Origin of the sequence: Exiguobacterium sp. 17-1, from assembly GCF_023096305.1 — a bacterium.
GTDB classification, from domain to species: domain Bacteria; phylum Bacillota; class Bacilli; order Exiguobacteriales; family Exiguobacteriaceae; genus Exiguobacterium_A; species Exiguobacterium_A sibiricum_A.
The window spans coordinates 325107-347321 of sequence record NZ_JALIGJ010000002.1; the positions used below are offsets into that span (position 1 = coordinate 325107).

31 protein-coding genes are annotated in these 22215 nt (G+C 49.2%); 11 read left to right on the forward strand and 20 right to left on the reverse strand.

The features are described from left to right. Positions 1-2: 2 nt before the first annotated feature. Positions 3-818, reverse strand: a complete 816-nt coding sequence (locus MUN34_RS07350) for a DnaD domain protein (RefSeq protein ID WP_247857332.1) — start codon at positions 816-818, stop codon at positions 3-5. A 136-nt stretch (positions 819-954) separates the two neighbouring features. Continuing rightward, positions 955-1155 carry a hypothetical protein gene (locus MUN34_RS07355; RefSeq protein WP_247857333.1) on the reverse strand — a complete coding sequence of 67 codons (201 nt, stop codon included), beginning with the start codon at positions 1153-1155 and terminating at the stop codon, positions 955-957. 134 nt (positions 1156-1289) lie between these two features. Here MUN34_RS07355 and MUN34_RS07360 point away from each other — a divergent pair, with 134 nt between their 5' ends. Then, positions 1290-2075 (forward strand): hypothetical protein, encoded by a 786-nt coding sequence (locus MUN34_RS07360; protein ID WP_247857334.1) that lies wholly within the window; start codon positions 1290-1292, stop codon positions 2073-2075. Positions 2076-2157: 82 nt separating this feature from the next. On the opposite strand, the gene MUN34_RS07365 is transcribed toward MUN34_RS07360, so the two are convergent. The 5 genes from MUN34_RS07365 to arr all read right to left on the reverse strand — a co-directional run bounded on the left by MUN34_RS07365 (position 2158) and on the right by arr (position 5913). Then, complete coding sequence (locus MUN34_RS07365) at positions 2158-2703, reverse strand: DUF402 domain-containing protein (protein WP_247857335.1); 546 nt, start codon at positions 2701-2703, stop codon at positions 2158-2160. Positions 2704-2721: 18 nt separating this feature from the next. Then, positions 2722-3504, reverse strand: coding sequence for a M15 family metallopeptidase (locus MUN34_RS07370; protein WP_247857336.1), 783 nt, complete (start codon positions 3502-3504; stop codon positions 2722-2724). 71 nt (positions 3505-3575) lie between these two features. Beyond that, positions 3576-4676 (reverse strand): sensor histidine kinase, encoded by a 1101-nt coding sequence (locus MUN34_RS07375; protein ID WP_247857337.1) that lies wholly within the window; start codon positions 4674-4676, stop codon positions 3576-3578. Further along, entirely contained in the window at positions 4669-5367 is a 699-nt protein-coding gene (locus tag MUN34_RS07380; RefSeq protein ID WP_247857338.1) for a response regulator transcription factor, read from the reverse strand. The genes MUN34_RS07375 and MUN34_RS07380 overlap by 8 nt, the downstream gene beginning before the upstream one ends. Before the next feature lie 129 nt (positions 5368-5496). Further along, positions 5497-5913 carry an NAD(+)--rifampin ADP-ribosyltransferase gene (gene arr, locus MUN34_RS07385; RefSeq protein ID WP_247857339.1) on the reverse strand — a complete coding sequence of 139 codons (417 nt, stop codon included), beginning with the start codon at positions 5911-5913 and terminating at the stop codon, positions 5497-5499. Positions 5914-6227: 314 nt separating this feature from the next. Between arr and MUN34_RS07390 the strand changes: the two genes are divergently transcribed. After that, entirely contained in the window at positions 6228-7343 is a 1116-nt protein-coding gene (locus MUN34_RS07390) for a GGDEF domain-containing protein (protein WP_247857340.1), read from the forward strand. A 23-nt stretch (positions 7344-7366) separates the two neighbouring features. Then, the gene (locus MUN34_RS07395) at positions 7367-7603 is read left to right on the forward strand and encodes a hypothetical protein (RefSeq protein ID WP_214721412.1); all 237 of its coding nucleotides are present in this window, start codon (positions 7367-7369) and stop codon (positions 7601-7603) included. Between the two features lie 89 nt (positions 7604-7692). On the opposite strand, the gene MUN34_RS07400 is transcribed toward MUN34_RS07395, so the two are convergent. Continuing rightward, complete coding sequence (locus MUN34_RS07400) at positions 7693-8241, reverse strand: GNAT family N-acetyltransferase (protein ID WP_247857341.1); 549 nt, start codon at positions 8239-8241, stop codon at positions 7693-7695. 106 nt (positions 8242-8347) lie between these two features. On the opposite strand from MUN34_RS07400, the gene MUN34_RS07405 reads away from it, so the two are divergent. The 4 genes from MUN34_RS07405 to MUN34_RS07420 all read left to right on the forward strand — a co-directional run bounded on the left by MUN34_RS07405 (position 8348) and on the right by MUN34_RS07420 (position 10982). Further along, complete coding sequence (locus tag MUN34_RS07405) at positions 8348-8542, forward strand: DUF4177 domain-containing protein (protein WP_026833144.1); 195 nt, start codon at positions 8348-8350, stop codon at positions 8540-8542. A 148-nt stretch (positions 8543-8690) separates the two neighbouring features. Further along, a complete protein-coding gene (locus tag MUN34_RS07410; RefSeq protein ID WP_026833145.1) occupies positions 8691-8978 on the forward strand; it encodes a hypothetical protein in 288 nt (95 codons plus the stop codon). Positions 8979-9124: 146 nt separating this feature from the next. Then, positions 9125-10363 (forward strand): MFS transporter, encoded by a 1239-nt coding sequence (locus tag MUN34_RS07415; RefSeq protein ID WP_247857342.1) that lies wholly within the window; start codon positions 9125-9127, stop codon positions 10361-10363. A gap of 121 nt (positions 10364-10484) precedes the next feature. After that, complete coding sequence (locus MUN34_RS07420; protein ID WP_247857343.1) at positions 10485-10982, forward strand: DinB family protein; 498 nt, start codon at positions 10485-10487, stop codon at positions 10980-10982. 15 nt (positions 10983-10997) lie between these two features. On the opposite strand, the gene MUN34_RS07425 is transcribed toward MUN34_RS07420, so the two are convergent. Continuing rightward, positions 10998-12092 carry a peptidyl-alpha-hydroxyglycine alpha-amidating lyase family protein gene (locus MUN34_RS07425; protein WP_247857344.1) on the reverse strand — a complete coding sequence of 365 codons (1095 nt, stop codon included), beginning with the start codon at positions 12090-12092 and terminating at the stop codon, positions 10998-11000. 219 nt (positions 12093-12311) lie between these two features. Here MUN34_RS07425 and MUN34_RS07430 point away from each other — a divergent pair, with 219 nt between their 5' ends. The 3 genes from MUN34_RS07430 (at position 12312) to MUN34_RS07440 (ending at position 13703) form a co-directional block, all read left to right on the forward strand. Continuing rightward, positions 12312-12854 (forward strand): hypothetical protein, encoded by a 543-nt coding sequence (locus MUN34_RS07430; RefSeq protein ID WP_247857345.1) that lies wholly within the window; start codon positions 12312-12314, stop codon positions 12852-12854. A gap of 23 nt (positions 12855-12877) precedes the next feature. Then, a complete protein-coding gene (locus MUN34_RS07435) occupies positions 12878-13099 on the forward strand; it encodes a PLD nuclease N-terminal domain-containing protein (protein ID WP_119922777.1) in 222 nt (73 codons plus the stop codon). Between the two features lie 178 nt (positions 13100-13277). After that, positions 13278-13703 carry a MarR family winged helix-turn-helix transcriptional regulator gene (locus MUN34_RS07440; protein ID WP_026833149.1) on the forward strand — a complete coding sequence of 142 codons (426 nt, stop codon included), beginning with the start codon at positions 13278-13280 and terminating at the stop codon, positions 13701-13703. 19 nt (positions 13704-13722) lie between these two features. On the opposite strand, the gene MUN34_RS07445 is transcribed toward MUN34_RS07440, so the two are convergent. Continuing rightward, positions 13723-14052 (reverse strand): hypothetical protein, encoded by a 330-nt coding sequence (locus tag MUN34_RS07445; RefSeq protein WP_247857346.1) that lies wholly within the window; start codon positions 14050-14052, stop codon positions 13723-13725. A gap of 52 nt (positions 14053-14104) precedes the next feature. Between MUN34_RS07445 and MUN34_RS07450 the strand changes: the two genes are divergently transcribed. After that, positions 14105-14476 carry a hypothetical protein gene (locus MUN34_RS07450; protein ID WP_247857348.1) on the forward strand — a complete coding sequence of 124 codons (372 nt, stop codon included), beginning with the start codon at positions 14105-14107 and terminating at the stop codon, positions 14474-14476. 42 nt (positions 14477-14518) lie between these two features. Here MUN34_RS07450 and MUN34_RS07455 read toward each other — a convergent pair whose 3' ends face one another. The 10 genes from MUN34_RS07455 to MUN34_RS07500 all read right to left on the reverse strand — a co-directional run bounded on the left by MUN34_RS07455 (position 14519) and on the right by MUN34_RS07500 (position 22179). Next, positions 14519-14878, reverse strand: coding sequence for a DUF2178 domain-containing protein (locus MUN34_RS07455; protein ID WP_247857349.1), 360 nt, complete (start codon positions 14876-14878; stop codon positions 14519-14521). After that, entirely contained in the window at positions 14875-15093 is a 219-nt protein-coding gene (locus MUN34_RS07460) for a helix-turn-helix transcriptional regulator (RefSeq protein ID WP_247857350.1), read from the reverse strand. Before MUN34_RS07460 ends, MUN34_RS07455 begins: the two co-directional genes overlap by 4 nt. Positions 15094-15211: 118 nt before the next feature. After that, positions 15212-15460: a hypothetical protein gene (locus tag MUN34_RS07465; RefSeq protein ID WP_247857351.1), complete on the reverse strand. Its 249-nt coding sequence runs from the start codon at positions 15458-15460 to the stop codon at positions 15212-15214. A 106-nt stretch (positions 15461-15566) separates the two neighbouring features. Beyond that, the gene (locus MUN34_RS07470; protein WP_247857352.1) at positions 15567-16361 is read right to left on the reverse strand and encodes an ATP-binding cassette domain-containing protein; all 795 of its coding nucleotides are present in this window, start codon (positions 16359-16361) and stop codon (positions 15567-15569) included. Continuing rightward, positions 16358-17158: an ABC transporter ATP-binding protein gene (locus tag MUN34_RS07475; protein WP_247857354.1), complete on the reverse strand. Its 801-nt coding sequence runs from the start codon at positions 17156-17158 to the stop codon at positions 16358-16360. Before MUN34_RS07475 ends, MUN34_RS07470 begins: the two co-directional genes overlap by 4 nt. Positions 17159-17169: 11 nt before the next feature. Continuing rightward, a complete protein-coding gene (nikC, locus tag MUN34_RS07480; protein ID WP_051523971.1) occupies positions 17170-18024 on the reverse strand; it encodes a nickel ABC transporter permease subunit NikC in 855 nt (284 codons plus the stop codon). Then, positions 18021-18965 carry an ABC transporter permease gene (locus MUN34_RS07485; RefSeq protein WP_247857357.1) on the reverse strand — a complete coding sequence of 315 codons (945 nt, stop codon included), beginning with the start codon at positions 18963-18965 and terminating at the stop codon, positions 18021-18023. Before MUN34_RS07485 ends, nikC begins: the two co-directional genes overlap by 4 nt. 15 nt (positions 18966-18980) lie before the next feature. Beyond that, positions 18981-20594, reverse strand: coding sequence for a nickel ABC transporter substrate-binding protein (gene nikA, locus MUN34_RS07490; protein WP_247857359.1), 1614 nt, complete (start codon positions 20592-20594; stop codon positions 18981-18983). Positions 20595-20698: 104 nt separating this feature from the next. Next, the gene (locus MUN34_RS07495) at positions 20699-21544 is read right to left on the reverse strand and encodes a hypothetical protein (RefSeq protein WP_247857360.1); all 846 of its coding nucleotides are present in this window, start codon (positions 21542-21544) and stop codon (positions 20699-20701) included. A 71-nt stretch (positions 21545-21615) separates the two neighbouring features. Beyond that, positions 21616-22179 (reverse strand): DUF1349 domain-containing protein, encoded by a 564-nt coding sequence (locus MUN34_RS07500; RefSeq protein ID WP_247857361.1) that lies wholly within the window; start codon positions 22177-22179, stop codon positions 21616-21618. Positions 22180-22215: the final 36 nt, after the last annotated feature.

Here is a 22215-nt window from a genome sequence, read left to right on the forward strand (position 1 = left end):
CGTTAAATGAGTGCTGCCAACAGTTGATTCAGTTCTGTCTGATCGGGAACGGCTTGCTCGAATCGGCGTTTTTGTTCCCGTTCCGCTTGCTGTTGTTGCCACCGCTCCCGCTCGACCCAGTCCGGTAATTTCCCAGAAGCCGAACGGTTCGTTTGACGCCGAACAGGTTTTTTGCGGCGCTCTGCTTCATGTCTGTTGATTTGCTCCAGCGTCAACAGGTTCTGTTGCTTCAGTTTGGTGATGATTGCTTTGACATAGTTCCAATTTCGGACGTTTGCCGCTGCCGCCTGTTCAATCGCATGTTGAATAACGGCAGGACTTGTCTCGTCGAGCAGCTGTCCGAGCTGATTCCGAATGGACGGGGTGATCCGTCCGATCTCCGTTTCGAAGGAACGGATGATGCCGTCGATTCCTTGATCCGATGGTGAAGGTGATTCTTTTTTTAAGATCTGTTTCTTCACCCCTTTTTCTTCGGGGGCACGATCCGCCACCCCGGCAGGCGTCGTTTGACCGGCCTGCTGCCGGGAGCCGACCGGGTTGTCCGCGCAGATGCGGTACCCGTTTGACGTCTGCCCTCCGTGCCGGTCAAATCGTTCGGCTTTCTCGATCCAGCCTTTTTCGACAAGCGTCTGGAGACAAGTCTTAACGGTTGTCTTGCCGCACGGAACAGCGTCCGCAAGCGTTTGATGCGACGGAAACGCCAGTCCATCCTGTCCGGCATAACTGCACAGAATCAGGTAAATCATTTTTTCATGGACGGATGAAAAGTCTGTTCCGTCGCGTAACAAGTGGTGCTCGACACGTAAGTAAGGTTGCATGAACGGGTCCTCCTTTTGATTCAGGAGGAAATTCCTCCTTTCTATCAAGCAATAACAGGACGCTCCGCCCATTTGTTCGAAAAAAAAACAGGCATGGTCTTCGGAATCAACTGTTCCGAAAAGCCGTACCTGTTTTTCACATGAATTGGAGATACACATAAGGGAGAACGCCTGCGAGAACAATGCTGAACGCCGCCATGCCAAGCGTGATGGTGATGGCCTTTGACATCGAAATCGTTTGTTTTTGATAGGCCGAAAAAACGGCCTTGATGATCGTCAAGAGCATCAGACCACTCAAGACAAAAGAACCAATCACGAGGACAATCAGTAAATCCATGACACATCTCCTTCCATCATTTAGGATATCGCACGTATGACTTGATGATAACTTGCCTTGACGAAAATCTCAAGCTGGTTAGACTGGAAAGGAGAACGCTTTCACACTACTCATTACTTTAAAGGAGCTTTTCGATGCCACAACGACAACATACTCTACTCGCACGTCTTGACCAGATCGGTCATCAGCTCGCACACACACAACAGGCCTGGTTATTGCTTGGACTCGGCTCGGTCGGTCAAGAATTGGAACGGCTTGATGACTATTCCGATCTTGATTTTTTCGTCATCACGAAACCGGGACAGAAACAACGGTTCCTCGACCAACTGGATTGGCTCGAATCCGTCCATCCGCTCAGCTTCATTTTCCAAAACACGGTCGACGGTTTCAAGCTGTTATTTGCCGATGGGATTTACGGCGAGTGCGCGATTTTTGAACTCGACGAGATGCCGGAGATTGCCTTTTCTCCCGGTCGGATCGTCTGGCAAGACCCGACGTTTCCCGGAACAGACCTAACTGTCTCTAAACAAACACCACCCTCGATTCGACGGGACACCCTTGATTTTGCGCTGAACGAGGCCTTGACGAATCTCTACGTCGGACTATGCCGCTACGCCCGCGGGGAACGGCTGTCTGGTCTGCAACTCGTCGAACAGCATGCCTTTTCCCAACTCCTGTCCGTCCTTCATCTGCTCGAGCCGGAAGTCGTCTATTATCCGGATCAGTACGGCAACGAACGCCGAGCCGAACAACGATTTCCGCAAGCACAGGAACGGTTTGCTGACGTGCTGCAAGGATACAGCCGGGTCCCGCAATCCGCACTCGCGCTGCTCGAGTGGCTCGAGCAACTGCATCCTGTCAATCAAGCGATGTCCGCTGAAATCCGGCGGTTGGCTGCTGTTTGTCAAAAACAAAAATGAATTCAAGAAAAATGACTCGTTTCACGCGACTGACATCTTAAAGCGTGTGAAACGAGTCTTGTTTTACATTCATTACTGTGTTTCAAGATTGACGGTCCAAGTGCCCCTTTGCTTGCAGCTGCTCCAACTGTCTCGTCAAAAATCCGTCAAACGGAAAATCCTGTTGTTCGATTTTGTTCTGCAGACGGCGCAGCATCTGCTCTGCCCCTTCGATGACCTCATCCGGATAATGATATGTTTGCTGATTTTCCAAAAATTCATCCGCGTCGACGACCGTCCATTGACCTGCCGTGTCCCGGATGAGATCCAGATCCAGATCGACGAACCGGAGACCGGAAACCGTCCGCTCTGCCGGCAGACAAATATTGCAGTAGTAGCGGACTTGTCCATCCTGCTCAAGATCAAGATTGACGGTATAGCCGTCCTGCAAATCGTAGTATTCGAGTGACGGCGTGTCGCAGATAAAGGTCTGGTTTCGTGTATGATGGTGCAAAACACGGCCCCGTCGTCCGTAGACGACCAGATACTGCCCGGTTTCGGTCAACAAAGTCGTTTCCCACTCACAATGCAGAGACCCGTCATATTTGACGGCTTGAATCTGAATGTCTGGTTCGTTCGACGAATTCATGCGACGATTCCTCCTCACTTATTTTTGTAACCGTGACGTGACGATAAAACCTTTTGTATTGTTCCCGGACACGTCAAAGACGGGCGTATCCGGAATTTTGAGTGCACGGTGTTTGGTGTACTGTACAAAATAGGTATGACCGGCAGTTTGAATCTGATAGGTATGTTCTTGTTTAAGGTAATTTAAATATTCTTCGAGCACCCAGTTTTCCTCATACATCTTCGTACTGTGCGGCAGACCGACATAGCGGATGTGCCACGGTTCAAACGAGATTCCCGTCACGCTCTCTTTTCCCTTTGGGTAGCGGATGATAAATCCAAACTGATGCGCATGTTTGGCAAGCCATCTGCCCTCTTTCGATTGTTTCATTTTCCCGCGTGTCGAGCCGATGTCTACCGACAGACCCGTCTGGTGTTCGCTGTGTCCAGCAGGCAACGCAAAGTCCGCACCGTATTCTTCATACAATGCCTGTTGCAGCTTCCCACTTCGATAGGCACTATTGATTCGAAAGTGATCGACGCCGACCTTTTTCGCCCGTTGCATCATCCGGTGTAAGGCGGTTGCGACATGATCCTCAAGCAGTACATCAGGCTCGACGATTGTTTCCGAGACCTGCTTGGCAACAGCAGATAAATTACGGGGATCTTGTTGAATCTTCGTCTGCTTGTTGATTAACACCAGATCTCCCTGATGCACGGAAACCTCTTTTAAGGAAATCGATTGTGTAAAAGCCGGTGTCCGGCTTACACAAAATTGATAGACGATGAGGCACGTTAATAGGACGACGATTGTTTTTTTCATGTTAGACCCTCTCCTTTACTTCCTTACACTCAGCGTAAAGAAAAGGGTTTAAAGGAAAGTCGGGAAAAACCTTAAAGATTTCTTAAATCGGACGGCAACGTGACTTCGAACCGAATCTGTCCATCCGGTTGTTTGACTTCAATCGTCCCTGCGTGTTTCTCGACGATTGTCTTCGCAATGAACAATCCGAGACCGGTCTGTTTCGTCGGCATGTTTCGGACTTGATCCACCGTGTAAAACATATCAAACAGATGCGGGACGTCCTCTTTGCGAATCGGCGGACCGTAGTTGGCAATCTGAATCGTGATGACCTCACCTTGGCGCGCTGCCCGGACCTCGATTGGTCGACTCACATCCCCGTACCGCAGGGCATTACTGAGTAGATTCTCGAAAACCCGTGCCAGTTCTTTTCCGTTTCCGTAAACGGTGAGATTCGGAGCGATTTGTTGGTCAATCCGACCGTCGACTCGGCTGATCATCGGATACATCTCGTCCAGAAGTTGCAACAACAACTCATGCAGGTCAACAATTGACTGTTCAGTCGCCTTGAGCGACAGGTCCAGTTTCGAGATATCGAACAGGGTTTCCATCAACTCCTCGAGATCCCGGGATTTTTTATAGGCAATCTTTGTATAAGCGATGCGTTGCTGGACAGTAATGGACGGCTGGTTCAATAAGTCCAAGTAGCCGGTCACCGATGTCAGGGGTGTCCGTAGATCGTGGGCTAAATTGGCAATCAGTGTTTCTTTACTGCGCTGCGCTAACGTCTCGGCTTGAATCGCGGTCCGCAATCCACTGCTAGCCTCGTTGAGATCGTTTGCGATTTGACGGAATTCATCTTTTGAGGAAATCTCGATCTGATGCGAAAAATCACCGGCTGCCAATTGGCGGATCCCGGTCGAGATTTCATTGAAGTATTTGGTATAAGTCCGCGTCAATAAGTAGAAAACGAGGATGGCGAAGGGAATATACAGCGTTAAAAACACATAAATATCGCCGACTTCGCGCATCCAAAATCGGTACTTCATGTAGGTATCGCCGTAAAAGACGTGGTGATGGTAATAGTATTGCAGAGATTTATAGATCGCGAACGTGACGACTGCTGCAATCAGCAAACTTTGGATGAACAGATAGATGATCCGAGTCCGGAAACTGTTGATGAATTTACGCATTCACCTTGTACCCGACTCCCCAGACCGTTTCGATCAACCTGTTCGCTTTGTTCGTATCCTCAATCTTTTTCCGTAAGGTCCGGATATGAACCATAACAGTGTTGGCCCCTTCAAAATAATCCTCCTTCCACACACGCTGGAAGATTTTTTCTGAACTGAACACTTGATTGGGTGAGCTGGCGAGTAACCAGAAGATCTCAAACTCTTTTGGTGTCAGATTGACCTTTTGTTCGTTCACGAGCACCGTCCGTTGATCCGCATCCAGACATACGTTTTGAATGTTGAGGACGTCTGCCTTGGATGAAGCTGTCTGTCCGGTCCATTGAAAGGCGCGCCGTAACTGGGCATTGACCCGGGCGACCAACTCCAACGGGTTAAACGGTTTCGTCATATAGTCATCCGCTCCGATCACCAGGCCGCTGATTTTATCAAAATCGGACTGTTTGGCGCTCAGAAAGATGACCGGTGTCTGATTGATCTGCCGGATTTGCGTCAACACTTCATGACCGTTCATTTCCGGCATCATGATGTCTAGAATCACAAGATCGATCGACCGCTGTTGAAACAATGACAGACCCGATTTTCCGTCATGAGCAAGTAGCGTAGCGAATCCTTCGTTGCGTAAATGGATTGAGACGAGTTCGGCGATTTCGACTTCGTCTTCGATGATGAGAATCGTTCGTGTCTGCATATGCTGTCTCCTTTTCTACGTCTGAACAGCTTATATGATGGCATAACGAATCCTTCATTCCCCTTTTTTCAAAACAGATTCCGCAGGCTTTTTACAATCGTTTCCAGACGTCGTGATTCTTCTTTTGGCTTAGTCTAAAATCACATTTTTTCCTTCCGCGCGCAACTTGGCGAGGGACGTTTTCATCTGTTGGATCACTTCTTCCGTATGCCGTTCCCATGTCGCAAGCTCCGCTACGATGACAAGCGGTTGCTGCGACCGGTACGACCGCGTCGGATTTCCCGGAAAACGTTTGTCGGTCAAATTCGGATCATCTTCGAACGTCCCGAGCGGCTCGACGAGATAGATGTGTTCGGCACCGTCCCCTTTTGCAAGTTCGGCGCCCCACTTGGCGGCTTCAAGCGTTGCCGTAAAATAGATGTAATTGGCGTGTTTGTCCTGATAATTGGACGGAAAATGCGCCTCCAACTGATCGCCGACGTTCAATGCTGCTTTTGTCCCGTGAAAAAACGGTCCCCGGTCCAGTACTTCGGTTTGGTCTGTCATCAAAATCCCCTTCCTCTCTTCAGTGTTCTTGCTTGTAGTATAAGGTGAGATTTGACAGAAAAGTAGTCTGTTTCCTTTAGGGCAATCGCGGTATACTTCTAGTAGAGGGATTCATCACGCGTTACCCGGATTCAGCAGGATTTATTCAGCCAGTCGGGTTCTTTCCATGCATTTTATTTCGCAACACGATTGAATCGACAACTGGTATTACTATAGATTTCCCGTCCCAAAACTGTCCCTATTCGTTCTTCTCGTTTGACAACTTTTGTCAGCATGGTATCGTGAAAGTATCAAGGTCAAGGATGTGGAAAATCATGTTCATCGTCGAGTTACTGATCAACGCTTGTATCGCGTTCACCGGATTTTATATCATCTCGAAAATCATCCATTCCACCCAGTTTTCATCCTATACGATGAAGTCGATCATCATCGGACTGGCGACCGGATTACTTGGTGTCTTGTTAATGTTCAAAGGTATTCAAGTCAACGAGTCCCTCCGGATGGATCTGCGGCATTTACCACTCGTCTTACTGGCATTTTACGGCATTCGTTTTCCACTCGTCATCGCGACAGCCATCATCGCCAGTTCCCGCTTTTTATTCGGGGTCACACCACAGGCCTTCGTTGCCTTCGTCGCGATTGTCGGTATCAGCAGCGGCATGCTTTATATCCACCGGAAGTTGTTGAACCGGCCGTTCCTGCAAAACGTTTCGTTGAACGTCTGGGCCCTGTTGATGATTACATGCGCCGTTCTGATCAACTTAGGATTCAGTGACACGGCACTCCGGCTGTTACTGTCGACCTGGACAATCGGTCTTGCGGTCGGTGTCCTCTCGAGCATGTTGACGCTTGATTTCCAGACTTTGAATCAGCAGGTCCAACTGTACAAAAAATCAGCCGAACTCGATCACCTGACCGGTTTGTACAATCGGCGGGTCTGGGATGCCCGGACGGCAGGACTCGAACAAGAAGGACGGATCTACAACGTCCTTGCGCTCGACATCGATCACTTTAAGCATGTCAACGACACCTACGGACACGGTAACGGTGATCTCGTCTTGCAACAGTTTGCCAACATCCTGAAGGAAGAAACCCGCCCGCACGATATCACGGCCCGGATCGGCGGTGAGGAATTCATGATTCTCGTCTATGACCTGTCCCCGCAAAAAGTCGTCAAGGTCGCCAATCGGATTCGTGAACGGATTGCGACGGAACGGTTTCAACTCGACGGGTTCCCGGCGATTGAAGTCACGACCTCAATCGGCATTGCCCACGGGAAACATGTCCACATTCAGCGGATGAGCACGCTCGCTGATGATGCCTTGTATACGGCGAAACAACAAGGACGGAACCGGACGATTCTGTTTGATCAGCTCGACCAGCAAGATGTCGCCGTCACTCAGTCGTCGACCGAAACGATTCATTCTTAAACACATACGTTGGGGGTTAGTTGATGTTTGAACCAAAAAGAGAATTCATCACGACAGCAGAAACGATTTTATTTGTCAGCACGCTGTTTATCTGGTTATACATCGAACAATACTTTGATATCGTGGACACCTGGTGGTGGATGTTACCCGTCATGACGTTCGTCCTATTCTTGCGATCTTTCATCGGTCGCCGCGTCGACCTGAGCTTTGGTTGGAATGATGACGAAGAAGAACGAGAGTTGGATCAAAAACAACGTTAAACAGAAACAGCCCGGTCCTATCCGCTTTTTTCGGATAACGACCGGGTTGTTTTTTGGAAAATGCATGTAGTTTCAATGATTGAACCTCGTTATAATTTGAGCGCCTTTTTGCGTGTCAGGACCATCTGGATCGAGTCGATCCATTTCCCCTCGACTTCTACATCACGGGCATCCACACCGGTCACTTCAAAACCGATTTTTTCATAGACGTGTCTCGCTCTTGGATTGATGGCCAACACACTTAAGGTCAGTTGGTCTAAAGCCGTGTGTCGGAACAGATAATCCATCAACAATCGTGTCGCTTCTGTTCCGAGACCTCGATTTCTGCCGTCCGCTCCGATCAGAATCCGGAAATTCATGCTTTGCTGTTGTTGCTTATAGTCGTTGACGACAACTTCCCCTACCAGTACGCCTGACTCCTGATCGATGACGGCCAAATCCAACCGATCCGATTGTTCGTTTCTTGTGGCATACCACGTTTGCAGGGTCTTTCGGTCGATACCGGAGGAACTTCCGGTTAATGTCAGAACTTCGGGATCGAGCAAACATCGTTCAATCCATGGAATGTCCTCCATTGCAAAGGGACGGAGAATGACCTTTTCTCCGATTAAGGTGGGTTTAGCTGTTAAATCCATCATTTGATTGTTGCTCCTTCGTTTAGAATTCATACTTTCAGGTTTTCTTTCTGGGAACCATTTCCTATTTCCGCTCGTACGATACAAGACGATTAAAGGAGGGGCTATTATGTTCGAATACCAATTCATCCGGATTGATTTTAAGCGGTTATCCGGCAACCCGAAAGAAGATTACCGGGACGTCATCACCCAACAAGCGGAAGACGGCTGGCGGTTCATCCAACTCGTTGCACCTGATTTCGTGACGTCCGGCGTAGGGGTCGGGTCTTATTATGAACTGATTTTTGAACGTCCACGATCGTAAGAACGAGTATCCTGAAACGATTTTGTTCTGTTAATATACCGAATCGTTATCCTCAAATGACACTTCCTTACATTTTTGTTCGTTTTCTGTTTCCTTTTTATCCTGTACAATCAAGGAAGTTTGATCATCTAAAAGGAGGCGTGGCTTCATGAAGTTTCCGAAATGGCTGCTGTACCTCGGGGCGCTTCCGACGTTCGGATTTGCTTTTTACGCCATCACGAGTCCGGATTTCCGAACCGAATTCACGGCACTGTCGTCACTCAACGCGCCTGTCACATCCGTTGTGCTGACCGTGTTCGTCGCTTATTGGACGTTGTTCTTTATCTTGACGAACGGACTTCGTCGACACCTCGACTTGATCGTGTTGTCCGCTTTGTTGCTGATCTGTTTTATCTTGACGAGCCTGTTTGCTACGCTCGATTACTTTCTCCCTTGAACGCCTCCCGCAAGCCATCTTTTTGATGGCTTTTTCCATTTTCTTCTTGCAATGCCACCCTCCGTCCCGTAATATCAATTGTAATAAATTTCTATATATTCGAAAAACAATTGTCGAAAACAGATTGACTTTGGGGGCGATGCTGGATGGATTTCAAAACATGGAAACACCCTGCTTTATTATTGACGAGTGTCGGGATTTCGAATCTTGGCGCCTGGGTCTACTTCATCGCGCTGAACTTGATCGTGCTCGACCGGACGAATTCGGCATTTGCCGTCTCCATCCTCTACATGCTTGTCCCGATTGCTGCCCTGTTGACGAGTTTTTGGTCGGGAAGTCTGATTGACCGGGTCGACAAACGAAACATGATGGTGCTTCTTGACGTGTCTCGAGCTGCCCTGATTGCGATTCTTCCGTTTATCGATTCGTTGTTTGTCCTCTATGCCCTCGTCTTTTTGATCAATATGGGCAGTTCCTTGTTTGAATCCGCTTCCCTGATCTACATGACGAAACTCGTCTCGCACAACAACCGCCAACGGTTTAACGCCTTAAAAAATTTCATCCAATCCTGCGGCTTCATTCTCGGACCGACGATTGCCGGTCTCCTGTTCCTTGTCGGCTCACCGGCATTTGCGATTTATATGAATGCCGGTGCGCTGGCCTTGTCTGCGCTGATTCTGTTTTTCCTGCCGGATTTGGAGAAACGAACGACGTTTGCCGAGGCCGAACGCCTCAGCTTGCGGATGATTGCCGACGACTGGAAAGAGACGTTGCGGTTTACGCACAAGCACCGGTACATCACACTCGTCTACGGTCTGTTTTGTGTGATGACGATTTTCATGTCCGGTCTCGATTCTCTCGAAGCCTCATTCGCGACACGGGTGCTGGCGTTTTCTGAGAGTACATACGGCTTCCTCGTCAGTATCGCCGGCGTCGGGATCATCGCCGGCTCCGTCATCAACGCGACGTGTACGAAGTGGCTCAGCCTGCGTTTCTTGATCGGATTCGGTGCTGTCACGACACCGATCGGTTACCTGCTGTTTGCGACGGGGGACAGTTTCTTCGTGGCAGCGGTCGGCTTTTTCCTGCTGACGTTCGCCTTATCGTTTGCCAACACCGGTTTCTTGTCGTTTTATCAAAACAATGTCCCGGTTTCAATCATGGGCCGCTTCTCCGGCGTCCTCAACGTCGCCGAGTTGGTCTTGGTCATCGGACTGACGTTATCGATCGGGATGCTCGCCGAAGTCTTCTCGATCCGTTCGACCTACATCGTCTTTTCGCTTGGCTTCCTGTTGATCGGACTGATCACGTTACCCATCGTCTTGAATCGCGCGAAACGGGCGTTGTATACGCTGACGGTCGAAGAAGAACCAAAAGTCTCTTAATTTAACAACAGGAGCCACGAGGATTTCTCCTTGTGGCTCCTGTTGTTTGGTTTGTTTAGACCGTTGCCGGTCAGGATATAGTCAAGAAACCTGCTGATCTTCAGCCGAAGGAGGACTTCACATGACAGGAATCGACTGTCTGCTTCACCTGCACCAAGAACTCGATCGGTATTCGGAAGACGAATTGCACTACATTTCACGTCCGGGTGTCTGGTCGCTTGGTCAAATGTATGACCACATCTTGCTGGTCGCTCACGAATATCTGGACGAAGTCGAAGCCTGTGCTTCATGCACCACTCGCTCAACTGCCGGAAAAACGCCGTATGGCGAAGAGTTGTTTCGACGAGCTGCCTTTCCGCCCGTCAAAATCAGGCTTCCGGACGAGATGAATGCTCCACCGAACAATACTGACAGTGCCGATCAGTTAAGACACCGTCTTGTTCAACTGGTCGAACGAATGGAAGACTGGTCGGCACGACTTGATCAGATTGATCCAGCCTCGAAAACGAAACACGGTGGGTTCGGTTGGCTGAACGCCCGTGAATGGTATCAGTTGATCGAAATGCATACCCGGCATCACTTCCGTCAGAAACAGGAACTGGAACACCAGTTACCTTGAGGTATACCATTTGATTCAGTTGCTTTGGCTTAATTCGGATGAGGGAGTAAACTGTTGCAGCCGCTTATTCATTAATTCCGCGACAAAAATCGTTCCGTCGTCCGCAACAGCCAGATCGTGGGCAATCCGCAGCTGACCAGGCTCTGTGCCAAACCTGCCGAATCGCTCCAGAATCGTACCTTGTTGATCGAGCACTACAATTTGACTGCGGGCGTCCACTGTCCGTTTATTCAAATAGTCACCGCCGTCAGCGACATACACCTTTCCGTCCGGACCGACCTCGACCCCATACGGTCGACCGAGTTCCGGTTGATCCCATGTCTGCTGATGACGACCGAATCGGTCAAATACTTGAATCCGGGCGTTGTTGCGGTCGGCAACATACAAATTCGACGCCTCGTCACTACTGATACCATGCGGCAAATTGAGTTGACCGTCTGCCGAACCCAATTGATTGACTTCCCACTCGAACTTGCCGGTCCGGTCGAATTTCGCAATCCGGTGATTGCGGTACCCGTCCGCGACTGCAAACGAACCGTCCGGTAACACCGTCACATCGGTCGGACGGGCAAACAGGTACTCGTTCAACCGGACCGGGAAGTTCGGCAACTTGTTGCGAATCCGAAGACCCGCTTCCGTTCCGAACGGATACGATTGTCCATAAACCGCTTGAACGTCGCCTTCCGGATTCAGCTTAAACACTTGGTTCAAGCTGATGTCCGTCACCCAGATGTTGTTGGCGTCATCAACTTCCAACCCGTGCGGGGATTGAAACAAATTCTGACCGATCGTCCGTTTGACCGTCCGCGTCTCACCGTCGAGCACGACAATCGTTGCCTCTTTGATCATCGCCTTACTGCCGTACGTCCCGTTTGCCCGGTGCAGGTAGTAGATATCTCCGTTTGGTCCAACGGCGACACCGCTCGCTTCACCTGCCTGTTGTTGTTGATTGTTTGTTTTCGGCCAGACTACTGTTCCTTCATAGTGTTCACTGGTCGCTTGGACCGGATACGATTTCTTAAAGACCGGTTCTGCTCCTCCGCGTGACCACCACGCCACTGTCAGTCCAAGTACCAACACACTCCCGAAGAAGATGGTTTTCTTTTTCATTATGTACGACTCCTTTTGTTTACTCCTTTCACTATACGTCTTTTGTTTCGTTTCCCTCCTCCGCCCAGGGATGTAATTTTCCTCCGGCTTCCGTCTCTTCCCTTATTCGTCCCCTTTTTGCACGATTGTCACAAAACGGTAACGTTTCTGACCTTCCCTCCAATTACCAAAAAGTGTATATTCAAAGCATCGATTACGTCAAAGGAGGCTTTTCCCCACGTGAAATTCTTCAAATCCCCTCGGGTGCTTGAATTGGAATGGATTCCGAAACAGGACTGGCAGACGGTCTGTACCAAGCGCATGATTGACATACCGCATCATCCAAACGAACAAATCGTCGGACTTGCCTACAACAATCAACAGCAAGTCGTTCAAGTGACACGAAACATTCAGGCACCGCTGTTCGGCTATTACGTCACCTTACTCGAAAACCGGCAGGCGACAAAAACCGTCTTGTCGAAACGTTCGCACATGACGATTCAACACCTGTCGACACGCCTGTTCGGATCCGTCGAACTGGCCGAGTATTCCCTGCTTGATATCCATGTCCGGGAAGAAGGACTCGGTGAACGGGGTCTGTTGCTGGAAGCGTTGATTTATGACATCGAACAGAAGTACACCCATTACCGGGTCAGCGGCGATTTCACCGCCATCTCCTACGGCGGACGTGTTGCGGCCGAGTGTTTTACACGGTACGGGTTTACGATTGATCAAAATCAATTGATTTTAAAAAACTATCAGGATCGTTCGTTCGTCAGTTAACCCGCTACTAGGAGGTATATGCATTGCGTCTGAAAGAGAAACCATACGTCAAAGCCGTCGTCTACACACTCGAATTCCTGTTACTCGTCGTATCCTATATCGACTTATGGAAACGCCCGCGCACCCGCGGACCCAAATGGTTGTGGGGCATCCTGATTTTTCTCGTCAACTACCTTGGACCGGTCGTTTATCTCGTCTGGGGACGTCATCCCGCGGCACCATCCGAACCGTCAATCCAAGACTAAAAAAGCTTCACTCCGTTGCCTGAACATCCGGGCAAACGAGTGAAGCTTTTTTGTTCGTATCAAGTGGTAGGAGAACGCGTGATTATGTGGTAATTTGATTATTATAGATTACTTTATTTTCGAAAAGCTTCACCTATCATCGTACCGTTCACGAACGGTGACAGAAAAGAGGGATTTGATGACGTCACACTTGTCCACTCCATCCTACCGTCATTGGCAGGGGATTCAAAAACTCCATCACCGCTACATGAAAGAAGTCAACGCCGTCTTAAAGGACTGGGGCTTGTCAAAATCACAGTTCGACATGCTGGATACGCTCTACCGCGAACAGAGTGCCACTCAAAAATCACTGGAGGCGACGCTCGAACTGTCAAGCGGAGCCATCTCGCAAACCTTAAAAAAATTGTTTGAGCAACACCTCATTACCCGGAAACGGATTGACCGGGAAAAACGACTTGTCTTGACGCCGTCCGGGGAGACGATCGTTCAAGAGTCGGCCCCTGTCGTCGAAGTCATCCACGAGCAGTACTTCAAAGCTTTTACGATGGACGACCACGAGTCGTTTGACCGTCTGCTTCATAAGATGCAAAGCAGTCACTTTTGATACCTGGATGCAATCGTCGTTACCGTTCTGTCTTCGGCAGACTCTCTTCGTCGATTACACCCATCTCGATGACTTGCCCGTCTTGTAAACGATACGTTATGTATTCATTTGGCTTCAGCGACAGGACATCCGCACGGACTGCCACGGCATACCGTTTATCCTTGTCCCGATGCTTGTCGTTATAATAGGATTTGACGACGATCGGTTCACTTGTTCCATAAGTCTGTTCGACATGCTCTACGACCTGACGCATGACTTCCTGTTCATATGCACGGTCGTATCGCGTGATGTACACGTACGATGCAGCTGCGACCAGGACCAGACAGACGATCCACATCAGTTTTTTCATGCTACAATCTCACCTTTCTCATACTCTACTTTTTCATAAAGGAGCGCTGCCGATGATTTTGCGTCACTTCACCCACCGCCGGCATCTAAAAGCCATCGTCGCCCGCGGCGGACTATCCGTAAAGGATACAGCTGAACCTTACTTACAGTTCGAATTTAATCCACCAAGCGACCACTTGAAAGAGACGTTCCATTCGCTTCATCAATCCACCAGTGAGCCGTGGGACGAGACGGATACGGTCACCCTCGACTTTGACTTCGTCAAGATCCAGGCCGCGGACATTGATGTTCTGGAACAGGTTGAACCATTTCTAGGAAAAATTGACTCTGATTCTGCCAATGGTCCAGTCCGCTTCGTCAAAAACTTTTTGTCGCTTGGCTATTTAACGGAAGAATCACGGGAACAGCTGTCTGAATACTACTGATCACACGTCAAGAACAGGCCAATCGTGCCTGTTTTTTTGTCGTCAGCTGCGTCGATTGTAGATAAACATCATGACCGGGAAAGTCATGACCTGAATGAACAGTAAATACATAAAAGCTTTCATGATATCTTCGATGACGTTCCACTGGAAGAGCATCAGCATCACAAAAACATAGACAATACTTAAAGCGTATGACATGTGACCACTTTTCCGCTTGATTTCTTCTTGCCGTTCGTCATGGGGTTCAGCAGCCGGAAAAACTAGATCGGCGGCCAATTGACTCAAACCCGCTAATATCATTATTATACTGAGTGGACTCGGTCCATCAAATATTGCCAAATAGTTGCCGTATAGTATTAGAACTGCGGCGAGTAAACGATTGATCATCGGCATATGTTTCATCCTACATCGTCTCCTTTTTTCTTCGATTCGGGAATAAAAATCGCTTCAATCGGACAATCAAACAAAGCCGCAATCGAAAAAGCGAGTTCGAGCGACGGATTGTACCGCTCCTTTTCAATCGAAATGACGGTCTGTCTCGAGACACCTAACGTCTTCGCCAAGTCCCCTTGCGACCAGTGTCGCGCCTCTCGTAACACCTTTACCTTATTTTTCATCGCAGTCACCTCTTGCTTCCAATAATATGTAAAAAAGTTTCGTTGTGTCAAGTTTCCTTTACAGATTAAATAGAAGAAAACCGCCGATTCATCTGATTCGACGGTCGGCGGTTTAATATCACGATTTAATCGGTTGTGCGGCTTTTTGCTGTCGACGTTTTTCATCTTCCCGCCACCAGCCGTTGATGAATAAAACGGCTGCAATGGCAAAAAAGGCAAACGGGAAATAAGTTAAACCAAATGATGCCATAGCTTGTTTCGATACTTCCCATGCCACCATCATATACACCTCAAAGATTTTTAAAACAAACATCATCAATATCCCTACAGTTACCGCAATTGCACCTGCCAGATAATTTTTGTTCATCTATTATCGCTCCTTGTTCGCTTTTGTTCAGTTTACCTTAAATACCCATTATTTACCTGTAAAACAAATAAAAAAAGAAGCCTCTTTTAACTGTTGTCAAAAGAGACTATTTTCGAATCGTCCGGTACCTTGGATGGATCGCAAGCATGGCGTTTTTAATCGCCAGGACATGCGGATCCGTCGCGTCTGCAAAAGCCTTGCGGGTCGGGTACTCTCCGACGATGTGACCTTGATCTAAAATTATGAATCGGTCGCTGAGTGCCTGAGCCGCTTGCAGGTCATGGGTAATGAACAGATAGGACAGGTCATATTTGTCCTTTAATTCCCCTAACAGCGCGAGGATCAGTGCCTTATTGACCATATCGAGACTGCTGACGGCCTCATCGAGGATGATCAGTTTCGGATTTGTCGCAATCGCCCGGGCAATACAGATCCGTTGCAACTGCCCGCCGCTGAACTGATTCGGATATTTCGCCAAATCCGCGCGGGTCAATCCAACCTGTTCGATCAAGGTGACCAACCGGTGCTGCAGGGCATCCGGCGCAAGACGCGTAAAATTCGTCAACGGTTCGGCAATGATTTGTCCCGCCGTCATCTTCGGATTGACTGCAGCAAACGAATCCTGAAAGACGACTTGGATGTCTTGCCGGTAATCGTTTGCCGCCGTCCGGTAAATGTCCTGTCCTTCGAACAGGACACGCCCTGCTGTTGGTCGTTCGAGACCCAGCAGAATCCGTCCAAGTGTACTTTTTCCGGCACCACTTTGACCGAGCAATCCAAGACACGTCCCGGCTTCAAGCGTCAACGTGACGTCCTGTAAGATGGTCCGTTCCGTCTGCCGCGACAGAAACCGTTGGCTGCCATACCGGTGTGACACCTGTTCCATTTGCAGAAGGCTCATGCGTTCATCCCTCCTGCCTGAATCCCGTGTTGGGCTAACAATCGTTGTGTGTACGGATGTTGCGGACGGTCAAATAAATCAAAGACGTCCGCACGTTCGACGATTTCCCCGTGCCGCATGACAAGAACCTGATCCGCCATCTCGGCGATGACACTTAAGTCGTGGGAAATCAACAGGATTGCCGTGCCATAGGTCGCCCGGACCTTTTCAAGATAATACAACACGAGCTTTTGATTGTAGACGTCAAGCGCCGTCGTCGGTTCATCGGCAATTAGGACATCCGGTCGCAGGCAGACGGCAAGGGCAATCATGACCCGTTGCAGCATTCCGCCGCTCAGTTCAAACGGATAGGCTTTCAAAATCCGGTCCGGCTCCTCGAGATTCACTTCCTGTAGCGCTTCAAGCGCCCGGTCCTTCGCTTCGCGTTTGCTGCACCGGTCATGGGTCCGGATCGTCTCGATCAATTGATGACCAATCGTGTAGACCGGCGTGAAAGCACTCATCGGGTTTTGCATGATGAAGGCAATTTGTCCGCCGCGGACACGCCGAAGCGTTCGGTCGGACAGCGTCATCAAATCCGTTTCGTCTAGCTGAATCCGACCTGACTGACGGATCACTTTTTCGTCCAGCAGACGCAGAAGGGCCAGACTCGTCACCGTCTTGCCGCAACCACTTTCGCCGACGAGTCCGACGATTTGACTGGCAAGAAGTGTAAACGAGATATCCCGGACGAGCGTGGTGTCGTCAACGATGGTTTCGACGGTCAATTGTTCGACAGATAAAACAGGTTTCATCATGGCGCCTCCTTTCATTTAGGTGGTTTCGTCACGCCGAATCGTTCCGATAACGATTCACCGAGTAAGTTAAAGCTCGCAATGACGAGCATGATCATCACGCCGGGATAAATCATCAGTTCCGGATTCGTCCGGATATACGATTTGCCTTCATGAATCATGGCGCCCCATTCCGCTGCCGGAGATTGCACGCCAAGACCAAGGAACGACATTGCAGAAATATCCATGATCGCCCAGCCCATCTCGAGTGTCCCGATGACAAGCAACGGCGGCAGGATGTTCGGCAACAGATGGGTCCGAAAGATTTTCCAATGTGACGAGCCATTGACGCGTGCTGCCGCAATAAAATTCTTTTCCTTCAGTGTCATGACGAGTCCGCGGAACATCCGGGCATAGTAGACCCACTGGACAAGCATCAAGGCGATGATGACCTGTTTGAGTCCCGGTCCGAAAATCCCGACGAGACCGAGGACAAGAATCAGACTCGGAAATGCCATTACCCCGTCACAAAACCGCATCAACAGTTGATCGACCCAGCCGCCGATATAGCCGGCGAGCGTGCCGATCAACAAGCCGATCAGCAGCGACGACGCAAATATCAGGACGGCGAAGCCGAGTGACACCCGGGCTCCGTATAACAGACGCGATAATGTACAGCGGCCAAGATGATCGGTCCCGAGCGGATACGTCCAGGACGGTTCCTGCAGTTTCACCGCCAAATTGACGAGAAACGGATCATGCGGCGCAAGCCACGGTGCGGCCAGTGCTGCGAGAAATAACAGCCCTAAAAAAGCGGAACAGCCGATCAAAATCAGCCGTTGGTTTGACAAGCGGTGCAACAGACTTGGTCGTCGAAGCGGAATATTCATCGTCTGTCCCCTCCTTTCCGGGCAATCCGGGGATCAATCGCCAGTTGCAATAGATCGACGAGCAGACTGCTGCCGATGAATAATAGTGCCGCCAAAAACACATATCCTTGAATGATTGGCATATCGCGGTCAAAAATCGCTTCGATGAAGTAGCGGCCAAAGCCCGGCCACGAAAAAACCGTTTCGACGATGATCGTCCCCGTCAACAGTTTTCCGAGATTCATGCCGAGACCGGTGATCATCGGTGGAACAGCGACACGGAGAACATGTTTGGCCAAAATGACTGTTTCGCGGATGCCGCGTGTCCGGGCGAACAAGACGTACGGTTCGCGCATCGTCTCGATGACACTCGTCCGAAGCAACCGGGTATAAAGCGCAATCAGCGGTAACGCAAGCGTAATCGCCGGCAAGATGACATGACTCGGACTGCCGATACCGCCGACCGGTAACAAATCCAACTGGACGGCAAAAAAGAAAATCAACAGATAGCCGAGCCAAAACGACGGAATCGATGCGCCGACGAAGGCAATCAACCGACTCAACTGGTCAAAAAATCCATTTTTCCGGATCCCCGCGAGAAAGCCGAGCGGGATGCTGACGATCACGGCCAGCAACAGACTCGACAGCGCCAGCTGGACGGTCGCCGGCAAACGGAGCAACACTTCGTCGAGGACCGGTTTCCCGGAAACGTACGATGTTCCGAAATCAAAACTTGCCAGCCGGACGACGGTCGTCACGTACTGGGCCAAAAACGACTGATCGAGTCCGAACTCGGCCCGCTTTTGCGCGAGCACCTCTTCCGTCGGTTGGATGTGGGCGGCAGACAGATACGCTTCCGCCGGATCGACCGGTGACAAATGAATCATCACCGTCAGTAATAAAATAGCGAGGAGCAGGATCGGAATGACCGACCCGACCCGTTTCAGAATATAGACGCCCATTCCGTACACCTCCTTTTACTTGATGCCGATTTGAGCGAACGGGCTTTCATCACGGTTCGCGGCAAATTTAAAGTTCGTGACACCGTTTTGATAAATCGCCATCTTTTTCAGATACGAGATCGGGACGAGGGCTCCTTGATCCTGGAGCGACGGCAGAATCTCGGCATACATCTTCTGACGTTTCGTTTCATCAGTCGTCTTCAGGACATCTTTCATTTCCTGTAACAGTTGATCCTTGTTCGGGTAAGCGGAAATCGCTTCTTTAAAACCGAATCCGTCCGTACCGATGATGTTGACGAACGTGTGCGGATCATACGGTGCCCCGAAGTTACTGTACATGTTGATATCGAATTTGTTGTCTTTGAAGCGCTGGACTTGATCCGGCAGCTCGACACCAACGATTTTCAAGTCGACGCCGATAGTCGCCCACTCTGACTGTAACGTCTCCGCCATCGCTTTTTGAACAAGTTCCGCGGCATCATACATCATTTCAATCTGTAACGGTTGCCCGTCTTTTTCACGGATTTTTTTGCCGTTCGGCAGTTTCCAGCCGGCTTCGTCCAGCAACGACTTCGCCTTTTTGACATCAAAGTCCCGTTTCTCGACGTTCAGGTTCGATGTGTACGGCAGGTTCGGCGGCAGGATGAAGTCAGCCGGTGCTTCGAGACCGGACGTGATTCCCTCAACAAGTGTCTTCTTATCAAAGCCGTATTGCAATGCCTGACGGACGCGTTCGTCCGCGAGCTGTTTTTTCTTCGTGTTCATGATCAGTAGACGTGTCGCAACCGGTTCCGACATCGTCGTCTTGTAGGATTTCGTTTCTTTCAGTTGATTATAGGCGTCGACACTGATTGCCCCTTCCCCGAAAATCAAATCGATGTCGCCTTTTTCAAAAGCGAGTACGCGGCTTTCGGCATCGGGAATGATGTCGACCTTGATTTTCTTGACTTTCGGCTTTGGTCCCCAGTAGTTTTTGTTGACCTTAAACGTCGCGTATTGATCCGCTTTGTACTCGTCGAGCACCCACGGACCGGTTCCGACTTCTTGTTCGACGCCTTTTGACGTGTCGCCGTTTTTCGGGAAGCCCGCTTCGCCGAGGAAGCGGACCGGTCGGACGACCGCCAGTTCCTGAATCGTCGGGTAGTACGCTTCCGATAACGTCATCCGGAACGTCTGCTTGTCGACGGCTTCCGTTTTGTCGATTTTTGAGATGAAGCCAAGCCAGCTATGTAAGGCTTTGTTTTTGAGGACGGCATCAAAGTTCTTTTTGACGATTGTCGCGTCAAACGTCGAACCGTCCGAGAACTTGACATCATCACGCAAGGTGAAGGTATAGGTCTTGCCGTCTTTTGAGATGTCCCATGATTTCGCGAGGAACGGCTCGAGCTTTCCGCCTTCTGCGTAATGGACGAGCGGCTCATAGACCATCGACTGGGCAAACAGTTGCGACGGATTGTAGACATGCGGATTCATCTCGCCGATGTCCCGCGGCCAGGCCATCGTTAATGTATCTTGATCTGATTTATTGTCAGCACCTTCGTTCGGGTTCGAGCAACCAAACAGCAGTGTCGTAATCGAAAGGATGGAAACAGCTTGAAGGATGGATTTCTTACGGCGTGAAACGTTCATAGTGGACAGGACTCCCATTCTTATTGATAATCATTTTCAATTGTAAGAGTCCGTGCTAAGAATTGTCAATGGATAATCCGTGAAAGCGTTGATTTTGCGGTGTTTTACGATGAGGTCGAATCATTTTTGTATTGCGTGTAATCTGCCTCAATACATTCGAAGACTTTTCCAGCCCCATAGTAAAGTGCAATGAGTCCACCAATCCACATACTCATATCGGATATTCTTTCTAGCACCAGCGAGAAATTCAATACACTACTGCCTAGTAGAATAATATGAAAACATGCCTTTTTTTGAGCAAGCTGCCTATTTCTAGTTTCACTTGAAAACTGATACTTAAAGTCTGTTCGGTAGTAACACCATTCAAACAGAGTTGTATGCGACGACAAGGATAAAAAGAATACCCAACCGACAAAACTACCAGTCAACCACAATTCGTTCCATTGGAGGAATGGTATCGCGCTGGTCAAGACACCTGTGCTGAATATGAATGGCATGAGAACGAAAAACAAGACCTGATCGATGAAGAAACAGAAACGATTTTTTAAAAAGGTCCAAAACGTTTTTTTGTCTCGATTCGGATCAACTTGATTTTTCTCGTTTGAAGATTCATCTTCTACAATCAAAGGACTAATTGTGAGAAGAAAAATAAGTGCCAAAACGATCAAGGCAATCCCTTTCAGCGAAACGGTATCTCCTCTGTGCAGATTCTCTAAAAATAGAGCAGTCGCATAGAGAATAATTAAAAGATAACCCGCAAACAGAAGATAGTTGCTCCGTCCTTTTCGGTCAAAGACGATTCGTCCACGAACCAGTTGCCGGATCATCGTTTCATACCAACAAATGAAGCAATCCATTGGACGATTTAATTGATGGATGACATACATTAATCGACCGACAATGCCGTAAGATAGGAAGCATACTAAAAAGCTACTGAAGATCATGCCCATTCCATTTTCTCTCCCTTCACAAATAAAGCACTCATAAGATGATATGAGTGCTTAAAGTAATCTGATTTTATTTATATTTCGCGACAATCAAACGCCAGTATTTCAACGTCACACCCTTGCCCTTCAAGATTCGGACTGCAGGCGTACGGTCCGACTTTCCAATCCCCTTCCGCATGCAAGTGAGCAATCCGTAACTGCTCCTTCGTTTCACCGTCGATAAAGTACAGTTCGACGTCCTGTTGGTTGCAGACGAGCTCAAACGTCAACGGCCGATCAAAGACCGTATTATCGATATCACGCGACGACCAATCGGAGTAGCCGAACGACGTAACGACCGCTCCGAGATGCGATTTTCCGTCCGGAATGAATTCCGCTGAAACTTTTAGCCAGTTATCTTCGTTTAAATAGAGTAGGATACCTGCCTGGTCATACGTCAGTCGCGGATGCAGCTTCACTTCGATTCGGCAGGAAAAAGACGGTGCCGGAATCGGTTTAAGTAAGGCGTGACCGGTCATCCGGTTGAATTGATAATAGGTATTGCGCCAAAAGTCGGTATCGCCCTCTGTCGTGAATGTTAAGCGTTCCTGCATGTCGATTTCAGTTGGTTGGTTGATCCATTCGTAATCTTGCCACATATCAATTCCTCCTGTTTTATAAATGAGTGTGTTGCA